We start from the raw sequence: 18,777 nt of genomic DNA, 5'->3' as shown, positions 1-18,777 counted from the left end.
GACGTGCTCGCCATCGGCCCGGGGCTCGGCCGCTTCCCGGGCGAGGACGGCTTCCTGCGCGCCGTGTGGGAGGGCGCCCCGCGTCCCCTGGTGGTGGACGCGGACGCCCTGAACATCCTCGCCGCCGCAGGAGCGCCGGCGGCGTGGCCGCGCCGGGAGGCGGCGACGATTCTGACGCCGCATCCCGGCGAAATGGCCCGGCTGGCCGGCCTCTCCACGGCCGAGGTGCAGCGGGACCGCATCGGGCTGGCGCGCAGCTATGCGGTTCAGCACGGCGTCACGCTCGTGCTGAAAGGCGCGCGCACCGTCGTAGCGGCCCCGGACGGCCGCGTGTTCGTCAACGTCACCGGGCACCCCGGCATGGCTACCGGGGGCGCAGGGGACGTGTTGACCGGCCTGATCGCCGGGCTGCTCGCCCAAGGCCTGGACGCCGTGCAAGCGGCGGCGTTTGGCGTGTACCTCCACGGCCAGGCCGGCGAGCGCGCGGCCGCGGCCCGGCAAGGGAACCCGGCGTCCCTCATCGCCGGGGACATCATCGAGGCACTGTAGCGAAGCAGGCTGACAAGCCGCCGCCAGATGGATCGAACTGCGTTGAAGGTTGGCTTGGCTGGTATACGCCGTTTGCCGCTTGCAGCCGGATCATCTTTGAGCAGTGCGGGTTGCATTGACTTTTCAAGCAAATATTGATAGCATCGTTTTAAAATTTAGACAAAGGCCGGGGTTCGCAAGAATACGAACTCCGTCACAGATAAGGGGAGAATCCGATATGAAAGTGACGATTATTAACGGAAGTCCAACACCAGGCTCCCGGTTGAGCGGCGTAATTGCACTGACGGAGGAACTGCTGCGCAGTGAAGGCTTCGAAGTCAGTCATGTGAATGTGGTGGAGCTGCCGCCGGAGGATTTGATCCATACCAAATTTGAAAGTGAAGCGATCGTCAAAGCGAACGGGCTCGTTGCAGCGGCTGACGCAGTGGTTGTCGCCAGCCCGGTGTATCAGGCGTCGTATACCGGCGTGCTGAAGACGTTCCTCGATCTTGTTCCGCAAAAAGGCTTGGCCGGCAAAGTCGTCCTGCCGCTCTTTATTGGAGGCAGCCTGGCGCATTTGCTGACGATTGATTATGCGCTGAAGCCGGTTCTGTCTGCGCTCGGCGCACGCTATATTTTGGGCGGTGTGTACACAGTGGACGCTCAGGTTGCTCGCACGGAAACCGGCGGCTTCGATATCGCTGGAGAGCTGCGTACCCGGTTGGAGGAGAACGTGAAGGAGCTGGCCCGGGAAACGCGCCTGCGCCAGCAGTCTTAAGCCAAACTTGAGTGAATCACATCCACTTCGGATTGGATTGTGAAGAGTCCAACCTCACCGGCTCCGGGATGCCTCCCGGGGTCGTTTTTTTTTTTTTTTGGAGACGCGATGGAATGCCGCCGAGTGATTGCGGATCGAAGCGATCTCGAAGAAATCGGCTTTCTTCTGACCGCAGCCAACGACGCAATCGGACAAAACATGGTACAATAGGACTAAAGGGATATCTGCTCGCAATTGTCGAAAGGGGATTTTTGGACATCATGTTGAAATTGGTCTTTTTCGTAGGAGTCGCTGGTACGGGGAAAACGACGGTGGCTCGCAAGCTGGCAAGACGGATGCCGGCGGCTTTTTTGGATCGGGATACAGTGGGCGGCCGCTGTGTCGAGAAGATTCTGGCGATGAACGGTCTGGATGTGAACGATCGGGATTCTGATTTTTACAAGGAACACTTGCGTGATCTGGAATACGAGACAACCCGGGACATCTGCATCGAAAATTTGGCAGCCGGCCAAAACGTATTTATGATTTCCCCGTTCACGGCGGAACTGAAGAACAAAGACTGGATCGAAAAGCTGATTCAAGAGGCAGGCCTCACCAAGCAAGAAGTGGACGTGAAGGTGGTTGTCGTGACGCTCAAGGACATGGATACCCAGAAGGAACGGATTATCGAGCGTTGTACGGACCGCGATACGTGGAAGCTGGAGCATTGGGATGACTTCAAGCACCGCGTGCAATTTGTACCCGAGATTAATTGGGACATCCCGTCTTCCTCGATTCTGGTGTTTGACAACAGCGGCGAGCTGACGGAGGAGAAAGTGGACAGCATTTACCAATTTATCGTTGGGGACCAGAATTAAACTAAAGGCTTGCGTTATGCCCTTCCTGTCAACCGGTGAATTCCGGGCAGGAGGGGCTTTTTGCTATCGTGTTTTTGTATGAAGTTTGCCGCTGGAAAAATACACAAGCCTTCCCAACTGATTTATAATAAAACAACATAGTTTACCAAATTGACGATTCTTTCGGAATCACCCGCACTGGAGGTATCAGGATGTCCGTCATGACCGCTATTCTCAAAAAATACCGCATCGCCGCCGTCTCCGCGATCGTCATGCTGCTGATTGAGCTGGCGGTGGAACTGGTTCAACCGCTGATTATCTCGCGGATCATCGACCACGGGATTCGGCAGCACGCGGTGTCCGTCGCCTGGATTTGGGGCGGGGTGCTGATGGTGAGCGCGCTGGCGGCATTTCTCGCCGGGATCGCCAGTTCCTTTTTCGCTTCCCATGTAAGCCAAGGCTTTGGGTACGATCTGCGCGATAAGCTGTATGAGAAGGTGCAATCTTTTTCGTATGAAGTGTTTAACCGGTTTGCGGCTTCGTCGTTGATCACTCGGCTGACCGGGGATATTACGGTGCTGCAGGATGTGATCTTCATGTGTCTGCGCTTTGCGTCCCGGGTACCGCTCGTTGTTGTCGGGAGCGTGGTGATGGCGCTGGTTGTGCATGTGAAGCTGGGACTGCTGCTGACGGTGACCGTTCCCGTCTTGCTGGCGTTTGTCCTGTGGATGATCCGAAAAGCGTCTGCTTTATTTCGTACGGTGCAGCGGCGAACGGATCATGTGAACGGCCTGATCCAGGAGAACCTGACCGGGATGCGGCTGATCCGCGTGTTCGTCCGGATGTCGCACGAGATTGGGCGTTTCGAGCAGCGTAACCGCGCGTTGCGGGAGGGCACCGTCGCCGCGCTAAAGCTGACGGAGACGACGATGCCGTTCCTGCTGTTTATCATGAACGCGGGGATCATCGCGGTGCTGTGGTTTGGTCGAATCGAGATTGCGGACGGGGGCGCCAGCGTGGGGGAAGTCGTTGCTGTGATTAACTATTCGCTGCGTACGATTGGTGCGTTGTCGGCGTTGTCCTGGATCATGAGCTCCTTGTCGCGGGGAGCGGCATCTGCCGGACGGGTGCGTGAGGTGCTGGAGGAGAACGATCCGGTTGGCGAGCGGGAGAGCCGCGCAGGAGGGGCAAGCGGTGCGGATGTGGTGGAGGATGCAGCTCCGATTCAAGGGCGCATTGAATTCCGCGAGGTTTCGTTCCGCTATCCGGGCCGTGACGTAATGGCGCTGGAGCGGATTTCATTTACGGCGGAGCCGGGACAACGGATCGCGATCCTGGGGGCCACCGGCTCAGGGAAATCCTCGCTGGTTCAGCTGATACCAGGCATGTATGAACCAACGGAAGGGACGATCCTCATCGACGGAACGGACATTCGCGAGCTGGACCGGAAAAGGCTGCGCCGCGCGATCGGCTATGTGCCGCAGGAAGTGATGTTATTCTCCGGCACGATCCGGGAAAATATCGCCTGGGGGCGGGAGGACGCGACGTTGGAGCAAATCCGGACCGCCGCCCGGCAGGCGCAGATCCACGATACGATCGAGCGCCAGCCGCAGGGCTATGAGACGCGGCTGGGGCAACGCGGCGTGAATCTGTCCGGCGGACAGAAGCAGCGCCTGTCGATCGCGCGGGCGTTGATCCGTCGCCCGGCGATCCTGATTCTGGACGACAGCACGAGCGCGCTGGACGTCCGTACAGAGGCGGCTCTATTGAAGGAGATCTCACGTCTGTCCTGCACGACGCTGCTCGTGACGCAGAAGATCAGCTCCACGATGACGGCGGACCTGATCCTCCTCTTGGATGACGGGCGGTTGATCGCCAGCGGCAAGCATGAGGAATTGCTGCAACATTCGGAATTGTACCGACGAATTTGCGAATCCCAGCTGGGAAAGGAGGCGGAAGCTCATGTCGTTCAAGACCTTCACTGAGCCGTTTCGGCATCCGTACCCGAAGCTGGATGCGCTATCGCCATCGCAGGGTGGAGACTTGCGGCAGGAGGCGGTTCCCGCGTCTCGCCGGCCCGGTCATGGCGGTGGATCCGGGGTACGGCCTAAAGTGCGGGCAAAAAATTGGTCCGCCACCTTAAGCCGAATCTGGAGTTATTTATCCGCCCACAAAGCGCGGCTGGCTGCGGTCCTGCTGATGGTTGTATTCAGTTCGGGATTAGCGCTGCTGGGGCCTTATCTGGTTGGGGTGGCCATTGATGACTACTTAGAAGCCGGCGGCGGGCGACCGTGGGTGTTGTTTCTCGTTGGACTGACGTTGGTATTTGCCGGATCATCACTTACCTCCTGGCTGCAAAATATCTGGATGATCACCATCGCCCAAGAAACGGTGTATCGCATGCGTTCCGAGCTGTTCGCCCAGCTGCACCGGCTGCCGATTCCTTATTACGGCAAGCGTCAACAGGGCGAGATCATGAGCCGGCTGACCAATGATATAGACAATGTCAGCTCCACGCTGAACAGCTCGGCGATCCAAATTTTCTCCAGCGTGCTGACGCTAATCGGAACGCTGAGCGTGATGCTGTACCTCAGCCCGCTGCTGACGTTGCTGACGTTCCTCGTTGTACCGCTGATGATGGCCGGGATGCGTTGGATCACGAAACGGACGGGGCCGCTGTACAAGCGACGTCAACAGGATCTCGGCAACCTGAACGGGTATATTGAGGAGACGTTGTCGGGGCAGCGGATCATCAAGGCGTTCTCGCAAGAACACCGGGTGCTGCAGGGCTTCCGTGAACGCAACGGGGCGATCCGCAGCTCCAGCTTCTGGGCACAGACCATTTCCGGCTTCATCCCGAAGCTGATGAACGGATTGAACAATCTTAGCTTTGCGATTGTTGCGGGAATCGGCGGAGTGTTGGCAGTGAACGGTCGTGCCGGCGTGACCGTTGGGGTGATCGTGGTGTTCGTGGAGTATGCACGGCAATTCACCCGGCCGCTGAACGACCTCGCGAACCAATGGAACACGCTGCTGTCGGCGATCGCTGGGGCGGAGCGCGTGTTTGAGGTGCTGGACGAGGAGATCGAAGCCAGCGATGAACAAGGGGCGGCGGAGCTGACGACCGTTCGGGGCGAGGTGGTCTTCTCTGATGTGTATTTCTCTTATGAGGAAAATAAAAACGAGGGCGGCGATACGTTAGAGGACATCAGCTTTACCGCGAAGCCGGGTGAAACGATCGCTTTGGTCGGGCCGACGGGTGCCGGCAAAACGACGCTGATTCAGCTGCTTTCGCGCTTCTACGAACCTTCCCGGGGGACGATCACCGTTGATGGACGCGATATCCGCACGATCCGGCGCGACAGCCTGCGTTCGCAGATGGCGTTTGTGTTGCAGGATTCGTTCCTGTTCCAGGGCACAATCCGCGACAATATCCGCTTTGGTCGTCTTGATGCGACCGATGCGGAGGTGGAGGAGGCTGCCAAGCTGGCGAACGCCCATTCCTTTATCGTGCGGATGCCGGGCGGCTACGACAAGGTGCTTGGCGCGGACGGCGGCGGCATCAGCCAAGGGCAACGGCAGCTGCTGGCGATCGCACGGGCGATTTTGGCGGATCCCTCTATCCTTGTGCTGGACGAGGCGACGAGCAGCATCGACACCGTGACGGAGATCAAGATTCAAGAGGGCCTGCAGCGGTTGATGCAAGGAAGAACCAGCTTCGTGATCGCCCACCGGTTGAACACGATCCGTCAGGCTGACAAGATCCTGGTCTTGAAGGAAGGCCGCTTGATCGAGCAGGGCTCGCATGAAGAGTTGCTGCGGCGTCGCGGATTCTATTACAGCTTGTACCATGGCGGCTTGGATGCAGCCAATGAGGAGGCGGACGCTTGATGGAGTGGAACGCCTATCTGCGGAAAATCATGTTACAGCGGGACGAGGTTCCGACGTTTGACGACTATCCTTTTCATTTACCGGCGGTCTTATCGCTAGGGCAATTGGAGTTCCATCCGAAAGTCACATACATTATCGGCGAGAACGGGATGGGCAAGTCCACGCTGCTGGAGGGCATCGCCGTCGCCCTTGGATTTAACCCGGAAGGCGGCACGATGAACTTCAGCTTCGCGACAGCCGAGACTCACTCCGAGCTGCATCGTTATTTGCGTACGATCAGGGGGGCGACGCGGCCGCGGGACGGGTTCTTTTTCCGGGCGGAGAGTTATTATAATCTAGCGACGGAAATCGATAAACTGGACCAGGAAAATGTTGCGTGGGTTAGTCCGCCGCGGATCGTCGACTCCTATGGAGGGAAATCGTTGCATACGATGTCGCATGGAGAATCTTTTTTCGCTGCGTTTATGAACCGTTTCAGCGGGTATGGTCTGTACATTTTGGACGAACCGGAGGCGGCGTTGTCCCCGTTTCGGCAGATGGCGATGCTGTCACGGATTCATGAGCTGGTTGGACGTCGCTCCCAGTTTATCATTTCCACGCATTCGCCGATCCTGATGGCCTACCCGGACAGTCGGATGTATCAGCTCACGCCGGACGGGATCGAGGAAACTACGCTTGAAGAGACTGACCATTATATCATCATGAAGGAGTTCGTTAATCGTCGGGAGGGTATGCTAAAAGAGTTGCTGCGAGAGGATTAACGAAGAGGTCGATCAAGCAGCTTGACGGATATGTCTACCGCCCCACCTTGTTGTCGGCCCCCTGCTTCATTCAAGAAGCTTTTGACTTACCGACGGTTTGTAACTATAATAGTTACAGGTGAGTGCGTAGACTTCATGGTAATCCATTTGATAGGAGGAGTCTGGGATGAAGATTTTGGTGACAGGAGCGACGGGGCAACTCGGCGCCAAGGTAGTGGAAGCGCTGCTGGCCTCGGTGCCGGCAGAGCAGTTGGCGGTGAGCGTTCGTGATCCGCAGAAAGCAAGTGCGCTCAGCGAGCGCGGCGTGGATGTGCGCAAAGGGGATTTTGACGATCCGGCTTCGCTGGACACGGCTTTTGCTGGTGTGGAACGGCTGCTGATCGTATCCACCCAGGGGGACAACGATACGCGGATTCGTCAGCACATGGCAGCTGTTGAGGCCGCTCAGCGTGCCGGCGTGAAGTTCATCGCGTATACGAGTGTGGTGAATGCAGCGTCGAACCCGTTGGCGCTAGCCCCCGTTCATAAAGCGACCGAGGAAGCGATTGCGAAGACGGGCATTCCTTACGCTTTCCTGCGGAACAACTGGTACATCGAAAATGAAACCGGCTCGATCCAAGGCATTTTGGCTGGAGCTCCGCTGGTCACTTCTGCTGGAGACGGTAAAGTAGGCTGGGCGACGCGGGGGGATTACGCGCAAGCGGCCGCAGCGGTGTTGGCCGGCAATGGCCATGAGAACAAAATTTATGAGCTGTCGGGACCGATGCTGACGCATGATGAACTGGCACAACAAATCGGCGAAGTTCTGGGCCGTGAAGTTCCTGTGCAGCATGTTGACGATGCAGCTTATGCCGAAGCGATGCGCGGTGCAGGCGTACCGGAACCGGTAGTTCCGTTCCTCGTCTCCATCCAAAGCGCGATTCGCGAAGGGGCGCTGGACGTTCCAAGCGGCGACCTGGAAGCTTTGCTGGGCCGGCCGGTCACTCCGATTGTGGACGCCATTCGCGACATTATCAAAGAGCTGCAAGCTTAATATCGAAAAGCCCTGTTCCGGGAGCGGAACAGGGCTTTTTATTGCGTGCTTGCGGCTTCCTCTTGGGCTGGCGCCGTGTGGCCAGCAGCTTAACTGCAAAAGTGCAGTTGATTTTCGGCGAAACCGGCTATTTTAGCGTCTAAGATGTAAAAGTGCATTTCATGCAGGGACAAATCCGGGGAAAGAGGAGCTTTTATCGGATGTAAAGTGCACTTTTACATTTAAAACGCAAATTTGAGCCGAATAAGCGAATATGAACTGTACTTTTACATTTCACCTAAGAGAGTAGTTAGGTGTGCGACGACTTAACCCCTCTACCTCCGACTACTTGATGCCTTTCCCGCCAACGGGGCGGAGCGGGATCGATTCCACGCCGGCGATCAAGGGCATGGCACGTTGAATCATCGCTCGCGTGGCTTCATCTTGCAGCGAGGCGTCATGGGCTGCCTTGCTGCTCCAGACTTCGGTAACCCACACGGCCTCGGGCTCCGTCTCCGAAACATTGACCACATACAGTTCACAGTCTGGATCTGCCCCTGCACCCGCTGCGGCCTCCAACAAGATCTCGACTAACGAATCACGTGCTCCGGGTTGCGCTTGGAATTTGGCGTACATGCTGAACTTGTCCACGGCCCATCCTCCTTATCTGCAGTTAGAGAGATTATCTCCTAACTCTGCTCGATTTTGCAACTTTTGGATGGAAACCTCATCCTCACCTCCATGATATAATGAAACCAAATATCTGGGCGAAGGAGAGGATCGCATGCCAAAGGTGGTATTGGCCGGGGGAACAGGGTTTGTCGGGCAGGCGTTTGCGCGGCGGTTTCAGGAACGGGGAGCGGACGTTAAGATCATTTCCAGACAAGCTCCGCATATCTCCTGGGAGGACCCAAACGCTATTGTGGAGGCGTTGGAAGGGGCGGACCTGCTGCTTAATTTGGCTGGCCGGTCGGTGAATTGCCGCTATACGCCGGAGAACCGGCGCCAGATCTTGAATTCCCGGACGGAAACGACACGTCAGCTGGGGGAGTGCGTCCTGGCCTGCCATCGTCCGCCGGCATTATGGATGAACTCCAGTACGGCGACAATTTATCGGCATGCGGAAGATCGCCCGATGACGGAGCAGGGCGGGGAAATTGGCACCGGCTTTTCGGTCGACGTCGCGAAGGCGTGGGAGGAGGCTTTTTTTGCCTTTAATCTCCCGGCTACAAGGCAAATCGCCTTGCGGATCGCCATCGTGCTGGACGACGGCGGGGTGATGGCTCCCTTGCGGAACTTAGTGCGCTTTGGGCTGGGCGGAGCTCAAGGATCCGGCCGTCAGCAGTTTAGCTGGATCCATATGGAGGACCTGTTCCGAATCGTCCAGTTCCTGCAGGAGCACCCCGAGCTGGACGGCGTGTTTAACGCATCCGCTCCGAACCCGGTTACGAACCGGGAGCTGATGGCCAGCCTGCGCCGGACGATGGGCGTTCCGATCGGCTTGCCCGCTCCGCGCTGGCTATTGGAGCTGGGCGCACGCCTCATTCGCACGGAAACCGAGCTGGTGCTGAAGAGCCGCTGGGTGTTGCCGGAACGGCTGCAACGGGCGGGCTTCACCTTTCATTACGATACGTTGGATAAAGCCGTGGAGGAAATTGTAGGCCGGATGCGGTCAAGGTAGTCTGCAGGCCGCTGAAGCCGGTTTGCGAGCGGACAAGCAATGGTTTTCTCAACATCATGGGGATCAGAGAACTTTTTTTATGGGGTTAACATTTAAGCGCATAAGTGTGGAGTGCCGAAATTTTTCACCCCTGGTGCCGCGATTCTTCTCCTTATGTTTTGAGAGCGCTAACATTACAATGGGTTTAATCAAAGCAAGGGGGGAATCAAACAAGATGAAAAAATGGATCTCACTATTGTGCAGCGCCGCCATGCTGATGGTATTGTTGGCAGGTTGCGGCGGAGGAAATGAAGCTTCCGGCAGCGGAGATAACGGTGGAGAGAAGATCAGCATCTCCATCTGGCATAACTGGACAGGCCAAGACGCGAAAGCAGTGGCCATGCGAAAAATCATTGAAGACTTCCGGGCCCAGCATCCCGAGATTGAAGTCATCGACGAAGGGCTCCCGACAGACGGGTTGAAGACGCGTCTGCGGACGGTGGCCGCAGCAGACGAAATGCCGGATCTGTTCGTTATGTGGCCGGACGCCATGACGAAGGAGTTCGTGAAGGGCGATTTGCTGCAGCCCATCAATGATGAGCTGGATGCCAATCCGGATTGGAAGAACAACTTCATTCCGAATGCGCTGGACGGTTACACCGTGGACGGAAAAATCTACTCCGTGCCGATGAACCTCGCGCCAAGCTCGTTTATTTTCTACAATGATGCCCTGTTTAAGAAATATAACGTCAAAGTGCCGGAAACGTGGGAAGAGCTGGAGACCGCTATCCAAACGTTTAACGACAACGGCGTCATTCCAATCGCGTTGGGCAACAAAGCAAACTGGGTTGCACAGTCGACGTTCTTTAGCACCGTGGCAGACCGGATTACCGGTACCGACTGGTTCTTGAAGGCAGTTGATCAAGACGGCGCGAAGTTTACGGATCCTGAGTTTGTCGAAGCACTGACTACATTCCAGAAGCTGGGTGAAATCAAGGCGTTCCAAGACGGCTTCAACAGTATCGATGAAACGCAAATGATGCAGCTGTACTTCCAAGGGAATGCCGCTATGGTCGTCAACGGCGGTTGGGCATTAGCAAACCTGGTGAACAATGCACCGGCGGAAGTGCTGGATAACACGCATATCACCATCGTTCCGACGATTCCAGGCGGCAAAGGCGCGCCAGACACCACTTCGGGCGTCGTGGGTACCGGTCTGGGAGTCAGCAAGAAGCTGACGGGAGCCCGGAAAGAAGCGGCGATGAAGCTGTTCTACGCACTGGCTGGTCCTGATGGACAGAAGGCTACCTTGGAGAGCAGCACCCTGGTCAGCTACAATATCGAGCTCGACAAGAGCAAAGCGCATCCGCTGTTTGTTGAACTGTACGATCTGATTCAACGCGTGAAGATTGTGCCGGTTTACGACTCCAAGCTGGGCTCGGCCACGGTTGAAGTGGTGAACAACGGGCTGCAGGAGCTGCTGATGGGCGGTAAGGCAGAGGATATTGCGCGCAAAATCCAGGATGCACAGGCTGCAGCGGTAGCTGCCAATTAAAGCGAACCCCTTCCCCTCAGGGGGAGGGGGATTATTTTTTTCCTTAAAGGATGTGAGTAAGCATGAACGCATTGCGCAGCAAGAGCTTTATCATCACCGGGCTGCTGCCCGCGCTGGTGATCTACTCGCTGTTCGTCTTCGTGCCGGTGATCTGGTCGGCTTACTACGGCTTCTTCAACTGGTCGGGCATCGGCGAAGCGAAATACACCGGACTCAGCAATTATGCGGAAATCCTGCGGGACCCCATATTCTGGCGGGCGCTGAAAAATAACGTCGTGTTCGTGCTGGCCTCGGTGTTCGGGCAAATTCCACTCGCTCTTGTGTTGGCCGTGCTGCTGCATAAGAGCAACCTGCTGCAGCGCTTCCTGCGCTCAGCGGTATTCCTCCCGATGGTGTTGTCCACGGTGGTCATCGGGATGATCTGGCAGTACATTTATCATCCGCAGATTGGGATTCTGAACTTCCTGCTGGATGCGTTAGGATTGTCCAGTTGGAAACTGGATTGGCTCTCGGATGGCAATATTGCGATCTATTCACTGCTGCCCCCGCTGATCTGGAGCTACGTTGGATTGTATCTCATCATCTTCATGTCGGCGCTCCAGAACATTCCGGGCGAGATTCACGATGCGGCCAAAATTGACGGCGTCTCCGGCGCCCGCAAGCTGCTGACCATCTCGCTGCCGATGATTAAGAACACGGTGCAGGTGGCGGTAATTTTATGTATTTCGGGCAGCTTGAAGTCCTTCGACCTGGTGTACATCATGACGAAGGGCGGACCGGCGCATGCGACGGAGTTGCTGGCGACGTATATGTATAACTCTACGTTCTCAACCTACCGGTACGGATTCGGGAGCGCAATTTCCACCAGCATTATGATCATTAGTCTGTTGTTGATCGGAACCAGCCAGTGGCTGACCAATCGCAAAAAAGACGCCGCTTAAGGAAAGGAGGAGCCCATGAACTTGAACATCAATACAACCACAACGTTGTCCGCAACAAAAGCCGGGGTTGGCGGCGGCGAACGGGTGTTACGGAAGACAGGCCGCACGTTGTTTTGGGGGCTGCTGACGATTTATGGCGTGATCACGTTGTACCCGTTCTTTTGGCTGGTGATCAGTGCGTTTAAGACGAATGAGGATTTCTACGTCCGGCCCTTTGGATTGCCGCAGGTGTGGCACTTTGACAATTTCACGCGGGCTTGGGAAAGCTCGCGGCTGGGCACGGCATTTGGCAATTCGGTGCTCGTGGCAATCGGCTCGCTGGTGCTGACGTTGTTTATCGCCGCGCTGACTTCATTTATTCTCGCTCGCTTCCAGTTCCGCTGGAAAGGCGGGGTGCTGACCTTTTTCGTTATTGGGATGCTGATTCCGATTCATAGTACGTTAGTTCCGTTGTTTATTCTCATGAAGCAGATGTCGCTGCTCAACACGTATTGGGCGCTGATTTTGCCATATACCGCCTTTGCGTTACCTACAGCAATATTCGTGTTGACGGCCTATTTAACAAGCGTGCCGCGCGATCTGGAGGAGGCGGCGTTTATCGATGGGACTGGATTGTGGGGGTTATTCTTCCGCATCATGCTGCCGATGTCGGTTCCGGCGTTGGCGACGGTGACGATTCTAAGCTTCCTGCATTCTTGGAACGACTTCTCCTTTGCGCTGGTATTCATCAACAAGACGGCGCTCAAAACGTTGCCGCTGGCCATCGCTAACTTTGCTGACGGTTATCAGACGGATTATGGCTTGTCGCTCGCCGGTATGACGTTGTCGGTGATTCCTACGATCGTCCTCTATTTGCTGTTCCAAGAACAAATGATGAAGGGGATGACGGCCGGCGCGGTGAAAGGATAAGGGAGGAACATCCTACACCGGAGCAAAGGGGGAGCGCAAGATGTTGCATAAATGGTTGACTACGTCGCTTCAGCGCAAGCTGTCGGTGGTGGTTGCAGGGTCCATGATCGTGCCGATGCTGGCTTTGGGGCTGTTCGCCTTTGTGATCTCTTCCAACATTACGGAGGAGAAAACAAAGCTGACCGGCAGTGATATGCTAAAGCAAATGGACGCCAATTTGCGCTTTATGTTAGAGGATATCGAGACATTATCGATTTTCTTAATTGGGGAACGGGATCTGCAGGCCTATCTGGCGGGCCCGGAGGACGACGAAGCGAAGCGGACGGAGCTGGTCGGGCGCATGACCAATTTGGCGGCCTCCAAGCCTTATATCGCGAATATCGCGATCTATCCCGAACGATTCGACGCGCGGCTGTCCACGGCCACCTGGTATGAAAATGAGCTTCCCGAGGAGGCGGCGAAGGCGATTGCCGGCGGGAGAAAAACGTGGTCCGGCGTGTACGAAATTCGCGACTACGCTGGGATGGAGCAGGTGATCACCTTGTTTCGCCCCATCCGCAGCATCTACGATTTTCGCCGCTTGGGTTGGCTGGCGATCAGCCTGGATGAACGGGAGTTAGCCCGTAATCTGGAATCACCGGAGTTTGGTCAAGGGATGGGCAAGGTGGAGCTGGTTGGGGGAGACGGGACGATTCTGTCCTCTGCCGACAGATCCAGGCTGGGCCGGCCGCTGGATGAGTATGCGCCCGGTCTGTTCGCCTTGCTGCCAAGGCGCATCCCGGAAGGAGAAGATATCGGGAGCGAACCGCTCTCTGCCAGTATGAACATCAGCGGCAGCGTAATCTTCGGCGAAGGGGACGGAAAGTCGACCGTGCTGTACCGTCATGAGCCGTTAACCGGCTGGATGCTGGTGGGCAGCGTTCCTTACGACCAATACCGGGCGGAGAACCGCTATATTCTCACGTTAACCGCCGAGGTCGTTGGCGTGTCGGTGCTCGTGTGCACGCTGCTCATCTGGTTTACCGTTCGCCGGATTACCCGGCCGCTGCGCGTGTTAACCCGTCATTTGTCGCGGATCGATCCGGAGCGGCCTTTGCCGCGTTTTCCGGCGACCTCGGATGATGAGATCGGGCGGTTGGGCCACAGCTACAACATGCTTGGTGCGCATATCGAACAATTGAAGCGCGAAGTCATCCGCGGCGAAGCCCGCAAGAAAGAGGCTGATTTACGGGCCTTACAGGCGCAGATCAATCCGCATTTTTTATACAATACGTTGTCATCGATCCATTGGATTGCCCTGATGTCAGGAGAGCGGCGGATCGCCGATATGGTTGAAGGGTTAAGCGACTTCTTGCGGATCAGTCTTAATCAAGGCAAAGATTACTGCCCGGTTGAGCAGGAGGTGGCCCATATCCGAAATTATGTGCGCGTCCAATCGATCCGCTTCCCCGATAAATTTACGGTCGAGTATTTCGTAGATGAGACGCTGAACGACAAGTGGATGCTGAAGCTGCTGCTGCAGCCTTTGGTGGAAAATGCCTTGATCCATGGGATCCAAAAACGCGAAGGAATCGGTACCATCACCATCTTCATCCAGCCGGAGGGAAGACGCATGCACGTAACGGTCATGGACGACGGGCTTGGCATGAACGCCGAGCGCTTGGAGGAGGTACGCCAATCGTTGCTGCTGCCCGCCGCTGACGGGGAGGAGAACGGGCGGCCCGGGATATCAGGAACGGCCTTGGCGGAGACGGCGGCAATGACGGTTACGGATGCCCCAACCCCTGTTCCAGTTGCTTTAACCGGAACTGCAGCCTCGACCTCGGCAACTCGGGTAACTGCGTCATCAGCAGCGACCACACCTGCAGGATGGTCGGCCGGATACGGGCTGCGTAACGTCAACGAGCGGCTACTCTTGCACTACGGACAGGAATCGGGGCTCTCGATCGACAGCCGGGAAGGCGAGGGCACGCAGGTTTCATTTTCCATTCCGATCATGGAGGAATCGCCATGAATGTATTAATTGTAGATGACGAGGTGATTATCCGGACTGGGCTGGCCAGCGTCATTTCCTGGAGCGAGCTCGGACTCCATTTACTCCAGCCGGCTGCTTCTGCAGAGGAGGCGCTTGAGCGGCTGGAAGGGGAACGTCCGGATATTTTAATTACTGACATCCGGATGAATGGGTTAACCGGCCTAGAGCTGGCGGAAGAAGCAGTGAGACGGTTGCCTGGGCTGGAAGTGATCATTTTGTCCGGATATGGAGATTTTGCTTATGCCCAACAGGCGATTCGCCAAGGCGTTAGCGATTACCTGTTAAAAACGAGCAAACCGGAGGAAATCATCCGGACCGTGCTCAAAGCCAAGCAGCGGTTATTGGAGCGCCGGGCTGAGGATTCCCGCGCCCATCGGCAGGCACGGGAAGAACGGCAACGGCAGTTGTATAAATGGGTGATCGAGGGTGAGACGGGAGCGGCTCCCGGGGTTCCTGAGCCCTCAGATTCAAGTCAGCAGCTGAAGACCTTCGGGCATTCGGAGTACCGGCAAGTGCTGATTCTAACCGCCGGCGGCTGGGGGCAGGAGGAGGAGACCGGCTCGCTTCTGCGGTTTGCCGTCCAAAATATGCTGGAAGATCTGCTGCCCGGCGCGGCGGTGTTGATCCATCAAGGGCAGATCGTTTGTGTGACGGCGCCTGAGCAGAGTTTTCCACTATCCAGTGAACAGCGGTTTAAGGGGATGCTGGAGCGGATCGAAAACTTGCTGAACTGCCAGCTGCGCTTGGCTGTCGGCGTACCTGTGGAAGAGCAGGATCAAGTGCATCATAGTTATGTGACTGCACAGGCGGCTTTGGCTTATCATGATCTGCTGCCCGGCGCGAAGCTGCTGGATTACCAGGCGTTCGCGGACCGGAAAGGCGGGAAGACGGTCATCACGCAAGAAGAGGAGAATGAGCTTGGCTCGATCTTACTAGAGCAGGATCGGATGGCGTTGCGCGCGTGGACACATCGGCTGGCTGACGAGCTCACCGCAGATCCGGAATGCACGCCGGAATCGTATCAAGCCTGCCTGCAGTCCGCCGCCGTTGCCGCACACCGCTGGCTGGAGCGTACCCTCCGGGCGTTAGGGAAGGAAGGGGCCGCGCGCTTCACACCTTGGCAACAGCAGCACAACGGAGGTGCGAAGCTGAAGGATGAGCTGTTCCGCCATTTGCACGCCGTCATGAGCTTGTACCATGGTCATTTGGGCGAGGGGCAGGCTTCCCATGTGCAGCGGGCCAAAGCCTATATGGAATCTTGCCCGGCGGAGGAGTTAAGCTTGCAGCAGGTTGCAGCTTATGTGCACCTGCATCCCGGCCATCTCAGCGAGCTGTTCAAAAAAGAAACCGGCAGCACCTTTAACGATTACGTTACGGCCTTGCGGATGCGCCGGGCCATGGAGCTGCTGGCGGTATCGCCAGCGAAGGTAAGTGAAATCGCCGGACTCACCGGATACGAGGACGTGAAATATTTCAGCCGGCTGTTTAAGAAGTATACCGGCAAGACGCCAAGCGAATTCCGCGAGGAAACGCCGGGCGGGACGATTCGGCAAGCTTAGCAGTACGGAAGGGATATTTTTTGATACACCATTTCATCAGGAAAAGAGGGACGATTTATGATCCTATCGGGACCATGGAAGCTGCAGCATTTTGAGGTTGGAGAGAAGCCGCCCCTGGAGCTGGCCGCTCCCGGTCTGGACGACCGCTTCTGGGTGGAGACCCACGTCCCGAGCGACGTACACTCAACGCTGCTCGCCCGTGGTTTGATCGATTCCCCGTATTACGGGCACAACGATGCGAAATGCCGCTGGATCGAGCGGAAGGAGTGGTGGTACCGCACGACGTTTGAGCTGGAGGCCCTGCCGGGGGAAACGGAGCGAATCGAGCTTGTCTTTGAAGGACTGGACACGTATGCGTCTGTTTTTGTTAACGGACATGAGATCGGTTCAGCGTCCAACATGTTCCGCTGCTACACGTTTGATGTCACGCGGATCGTCCGTGAGGGGCGGAATACGATAGCCGTTCGTTTTGATCCGCTGTATTTGCATCATCGGGATAAAGAGCAGCTCGAATGGTCCTCGTATACGAAGGAGCGGCCATGGATTCGCAAGGCGGCGATGAATTTTGGCTGGGATTGGGGGCCGCGCATCGTCACGACTGGAATCTGGGGACCGGTTCGACTGGAGCGTCGCAGATTGGCGAAGCTGACAAGCGTATATGCCGCGACGATCTCTGCGACGGCAGAGGAGGCGGTGATTCAGATCAGCGCCGAAGTGGAGGCTTATCGCTCCGGGACGGCGGCGGTTGCTGCCCTCCGCTTGCTGGATGCGGAAGGCGGGGAGGTTGCGTCGGCCACACTTTCGATGCTGGATGCAGAGCAGCCCCTTATAGGTGGACAAGCCGCGTTAAGACAAGCTTTCCCGAACGCAATCCGTACCAAAGGGGCCGCATCGGCCGAACTGCGCGTCGCCAATCCGCGGCGGTGGTGGACGCATGACTTGGGCGAGCCTTATTTGTACACGCTGGAAGTGACGCTGCTGGTCGGGGATGAAGAGGTTGACCGTTACGAGCAGCCCTTTGGTATACGGACGTTGGAATTATCGCTTGAGCAACCGGACGGCAGTCCGTCATTTGCCTTTATCCTTAATGGCATTAAGGTTTATGCCAAAGGAGCGAATTGGATTCCGGCAGATCATCTGATCGGATCGATTCCGGAGTCGACGTACCGCGGGTTAATTGAACTGGCGGTGGAAGGGCATATGAACATGCTGCGCGTATGGGCGGGCGGCATTTATGAGAAAGAGATTTTTTACGAGGAGTGCGATCGGCGCGGGGTGCTGGTATGGCAGGATTTCGCTTTTGCCAATGCGTTGTTCCCGGACTTCAACCATGACTTTATGGACAATGTGCGCCAGGAAATTATCGATAACGTCAAGCGGTTGCGGAATCGGGCTTCGCTGGCGCTCTGGTGCGGCAATAACGAAATCGATTGGCTGTATGACATGAAGTCGGCGGGCGGGGAGATTACCGGGGATTTTTATGGAGAATCGATTTATCATGAACTGATTCCCGGCTTGCTGGCTGAGTTGGATCCGTATCGACCGTATTGGCCTTCGTCGCCGTACGGGGCGCAGGATGGGTATGATGCCAATGATCCGAATCAGGGGGACCGTCATAACTGGCAGGTATGGCACGGGTCGGTGTATCCGCGTATGCAGGGCGAGAGGCCGCTATTGGATTACAGCATCCAAGGGGTCACGTTCAAAAATTTCAAACAAGACTTTGCCTTATTCAGCAGTGAGTTTGGCATGCACGCTTCCGCAAACCGGTATACGCTGGAGAAGAACATCCCAGAGGGACAGTTTACTTGGGGAAGCGCCGAGATGGCGTACCGGAATAAGGATACGAATCATCGTAAAGGGATTTTGCTCATGGAGGGCTATACCGGAATTCCGCGGGATATCGAGGAGTACATGAATTTCTCCATGTTAACGCAGGCCGAGGGGCTGAAATACGGGATCGAACATTATCGTCGGCAGCGTCACCGGAACAGCGGTGCACTGGTGTGGCAGCTCAACGACAGCTGGCCGGGGACGAGCTGGTCGATGATTGATTACGAGCTGTTGCCGAAGGCTTCGTATTATTATGGGAAGACGTTTTTTCATCCGGTGCTCTTGTCGCTGGAGCATGAACCGGGCGAACCGCTGCACGTGTGGGTCGTGAACGATACGCTGGAGCAGTTGGAGGGAACCGTGATTGTAACGGTTCATCCTTTGGTTCAGCAAGGGGGTGCGGCCAAAACGGCGGAAGGTACGAGAGACGGGGGGATTCGTCAGTTTACGTTGACGGCTGTGGTGCCGCCGCAAGCCGC

At 56.6% G+C, this 18,777-nt stretch carries 15 protein-coding genes; 14 read left to right on the top strand and 1 reads right to left on the bottom strand.

Annotation, left to right across the window (positions count from 1 at the left end; all coding sequences use genetic code 11):
* From PBA01S_RS12335 to PBA01S_RS12305, 7 genes are all read left to right on the top strand, one after another.
* Positions 1-549 (top strand): NAD(P)H-hydrate dehydratase (locus PBA01S_RS12335; RefSeq protein ID WP_127576082.1); only part of this gene is annotated, 549 nt, incomplete at its 5' end.
* Between the two features lie 217 nt (positions 550-766).
* Entirely contained in the window at positions 767-1,306 is a 540-nt protein-coding gene (gene ssuE, locus PBA01S_RS12330; protein WP_028539846.1) for an NADPH-dependent FMN reductase, read from the top strand.
* Between the two features lie 260 nt (positions 1,307-1,566).
* Positions 1,567-2,163, top strand: a complete 597-nt coding sequence (locus PBA01S_RS12325; RefSeq protein ID WP_085279201.1) for a P-loop nucleotide/nucleoside kinase family protein — start codon at positions 1,567-1,569, stop codon at positions 2,161-2,163.
* A gap of 191 nt (positions 2,164-2,354) precedes the next feature.
* The gene (locus tag PBA01S_RS12320; RefSeq protein ID WP_085170698.1) at positions 2,355-4,127 is read left to right on the top strand and encodes an ABC transporter ATP-binding protein; all 1,773 of its coding nucleotides are present in this window, start codon (positions 2,355-2,357) and stop codon (positions 4,125-4,127) included.
* Positions 4,105-6,033, top strand: coding sequence for an ABC transporter ATP-binding protein (locus PBA01S_RS12315; protein WP_127576081.1), 1,929 nt, complete (start codon positions 4,105-4,107; stop codon positions 6,031-6,033). The genes PBA01S_RS12320 and PBA01S_RS12315 overlap by 23 nt, the downstream gene beginning before the upstream one ends.
* Positions 6,033-6,794: an AAA family ATPase gene (locus tag PBA01S_RS12310; RefSeq protein ID WP_085279198.1), complete on the top strand. Its 762-nt coding sequence runs from the start codon at positions 6,033-6,035 to the stop codon at positions 6,792-6,794. The genes PBA01S_RS12315 and PBA01S_RS12310 overlap by 1 nt, the downstream gene beginning before the upstream one ends.
* Before the next feature lie 166 nt (positions 6,795-6,960).
* Positions 6,961-7,827, top strand: a complete 867-nt coding sequence (locus tag PBA01S_RS12305; protein WP_028539841.1) for an SDR family oxidoreductase — start codon at positions 6,961-6,963, stop codon at positions 7,825-7,827.
* A gap of 324 nt (positions 7,828-8,151) precedes the next feature.
* Here the strand turns inward: PBA01S_RS12305 and PBA01S_RS12300 are convergent, their stop codons facing one another.
* On the bottom strand, positions 8,152-8,457 hold the full coding sequence (locus tag PBA01S_RS12300) for a putative quinol monooxygenase (RefSeq protein ID WP_085170701.1): 306 nt from the start codon (positions 8,455-8,457) through the stop codon (positions 8,152-8,154).
* 133 nt (positions 8,458-8,590) lie between these two features.
* On the opposite strand from PBA01S_RS12300, the gene PBA01S_RS12295 reads away from it, so the two are divergent.
* The 7 genes from PBA01S_RS12295 to PBA01S_RS12265 all read left to right on the top strand — a co-directional run.
* Positions 8,591-9,487, top strand: coding sequence for a TIGR01777 family oxidoreductase (locus tag PBA01S_RS12295; protein WP_016313665.1), 897 nt, complete (start codon positions 8,591-8,593; stop codon positions 9,485-9,487).
* 214 nt (positions 9,488-9,701) lie between these two features.
* Positions 9,702-11,021, top strand: a complete 1,320-nt coding sequence (locus PBA01S_RS12290) for an extracellular solute-binding protein (RefSeq protein WP_085279197.1) — start codon at positions 9,702-9,704, stop codon at positions 11,019-11,021.
* Between the two features lie 62 nt (positions 11,022-11,083).
* Positions 11,084-11,962: a carbohydrate ABC transporter permease gene (locus PBA01S_RS12285; RefSeq protein ID WP_016313663.1), complete on the top strand. Its 879-nt coding sequence runs from the start codon at positions 11,084-11,086 to the stop codon at positions 11,960-11,962.
* A 15-nt stretch (positions 11,963-11,977) separates the two neighbouring features.
* Positions 11,978-12,871 carry a carbohydrate ABC transporter permease gene (locus tag PBA01S_RS12280; protein WP_174844482.1) on the top strand — a complete coding sequence of 298 codons (894 nt, stop codon included), beginning with the start codon at positions 11,978-11,980 and terminating at the stop codon, positions 12,869-12,871.
* A gap of 40 nt (positions 12,872-12,911) precedes the next feature.
* Complete coding sequence (locus tag PBA01S_RS12275) at positions 12,912-14,885, top strand: cache domain-containing sensor histidine kinase (RefSeq protein ID WP_127576080.1); 1,974 nt, start codon at positions 12,912-12,914, stop codon at positions 14,883-14,885.
* Positions 14,882-16,465, top strand: a complete 1,584-nt coding sequence (locus PBA01S_RS12270) for a helix-turn-helix domain-containing protein (RefSeq protein ID WP_016313660.1) — start codon at positions 14,882-14,884, stop codon at positions 16,463-16,465. The genes PBA01S_RS12275 and PBA01S_RS12270 overlap by 4 nt, the downstream gene beginning before the upstream one ends.
* A gap of 57 nt (positions 16,466-16,522) precedes the next feature.
* A partial coding sequence (locus PBA01S_RS12265) for a glycoside hydrolase family 2 protein (protein WP_164744152.1) occupies positions 16,523-18,777 on the top strand: 2,255 nt, incomplete at its 3' end.

This window comes from Paenibacillus barengoltzii NBRC 101215 (assembly GCF_004000745.1).
Lineage (GTDB): Bacteria > Bacillota > Bacilli > Paenibacillales > Paenibacillaceae > Fontibacillus > Fontibacillus barengoltzii.
This window is presented reverse-complemented; position numbering and strand designations above follow the sequence as displayed.

Coding starts and splice junctions, on each gene's coding strand:
- ssuE (WP_028539846.1), top strand. CDS start 767: ATGAAAGTGACGATTATTAACGGAAGTCCAACACCAGGCTCCCGGTTG.
- PBA01S_RS12325 (WP_085279201.1), top strand. CDS start 1,567: ATGTTGAAATTGGTCTTTTTCGTAGGAGTCGCTGGTACGGGGAAAACG.
- PBA01S_RS12320 (WP_085170698.1), top strand. CDS start 2,355: ATGTCCGTCATGACCGCTATTCTCAAAAAATACCGCATCGCCGCCGTC.
- PBA01S_RS12315 (WP_127576081.1), top strand. CDS start 4,105: ATGTCGTTCAAGACCTTCACTGAGCCGTTTCGGCATCCGTACCCGAAG.
- PBA01S_RS12310 (WP_085279198.1), top strand. CDS start 6,033: ATGGAGTGGAACGCCTATCTGCGGAAAATCATGTTACAGCGGGACGAG.
- PBA01S_RS12305 (WP_028539841.1), top strand. CDS start 6,961: ATGAAGATTTTGGTGACAGGAGCGACGGGGCAACTCGGCGCCAAGGTA.
- PBA01S_RS12295 (WP_016313665.1), top strand. CDS start 8,591: ATGCCAAAGGTGGTATTGGCCGGGGGAACAGGGTTTGTCGGGCAGGCG.
- PBA01S_RS12290 (WP_085279197.1), top strand. CDS start 9,702: ATGAAAAAATGGATCTCACTATTGTGCAGCGCCGCCATGCTGATGGTA.
- PBA01S_RS12285 (WP_016313663.1), top strand. CDS start 11,084: ATGAACGCATTGCGCAGCAAGAGCTTTATCATCACCGGGCTGCTGCCC.
- PBA01S_RS12280 (WP_174844482.1), top strand. CDS start 11,978: ATGAACTTGAACATCAATACAACCACAACGTTGTCCGCAACAAAAGCC.
- PBA01S_RS12275 (WP_127576080.1), top strand. CDS start 12,912: ATGTTGCATAAATGGTTGACTACGTCGCTTCAGCGCAAGCTGTCGGTG.
- PBA01S_RS12270 (WP_016313660.1), top strand. CDS start 14,882: ATGAATGTATTAATTGTAGATGACGAGGTGATTATCCGGACTGGGCTG.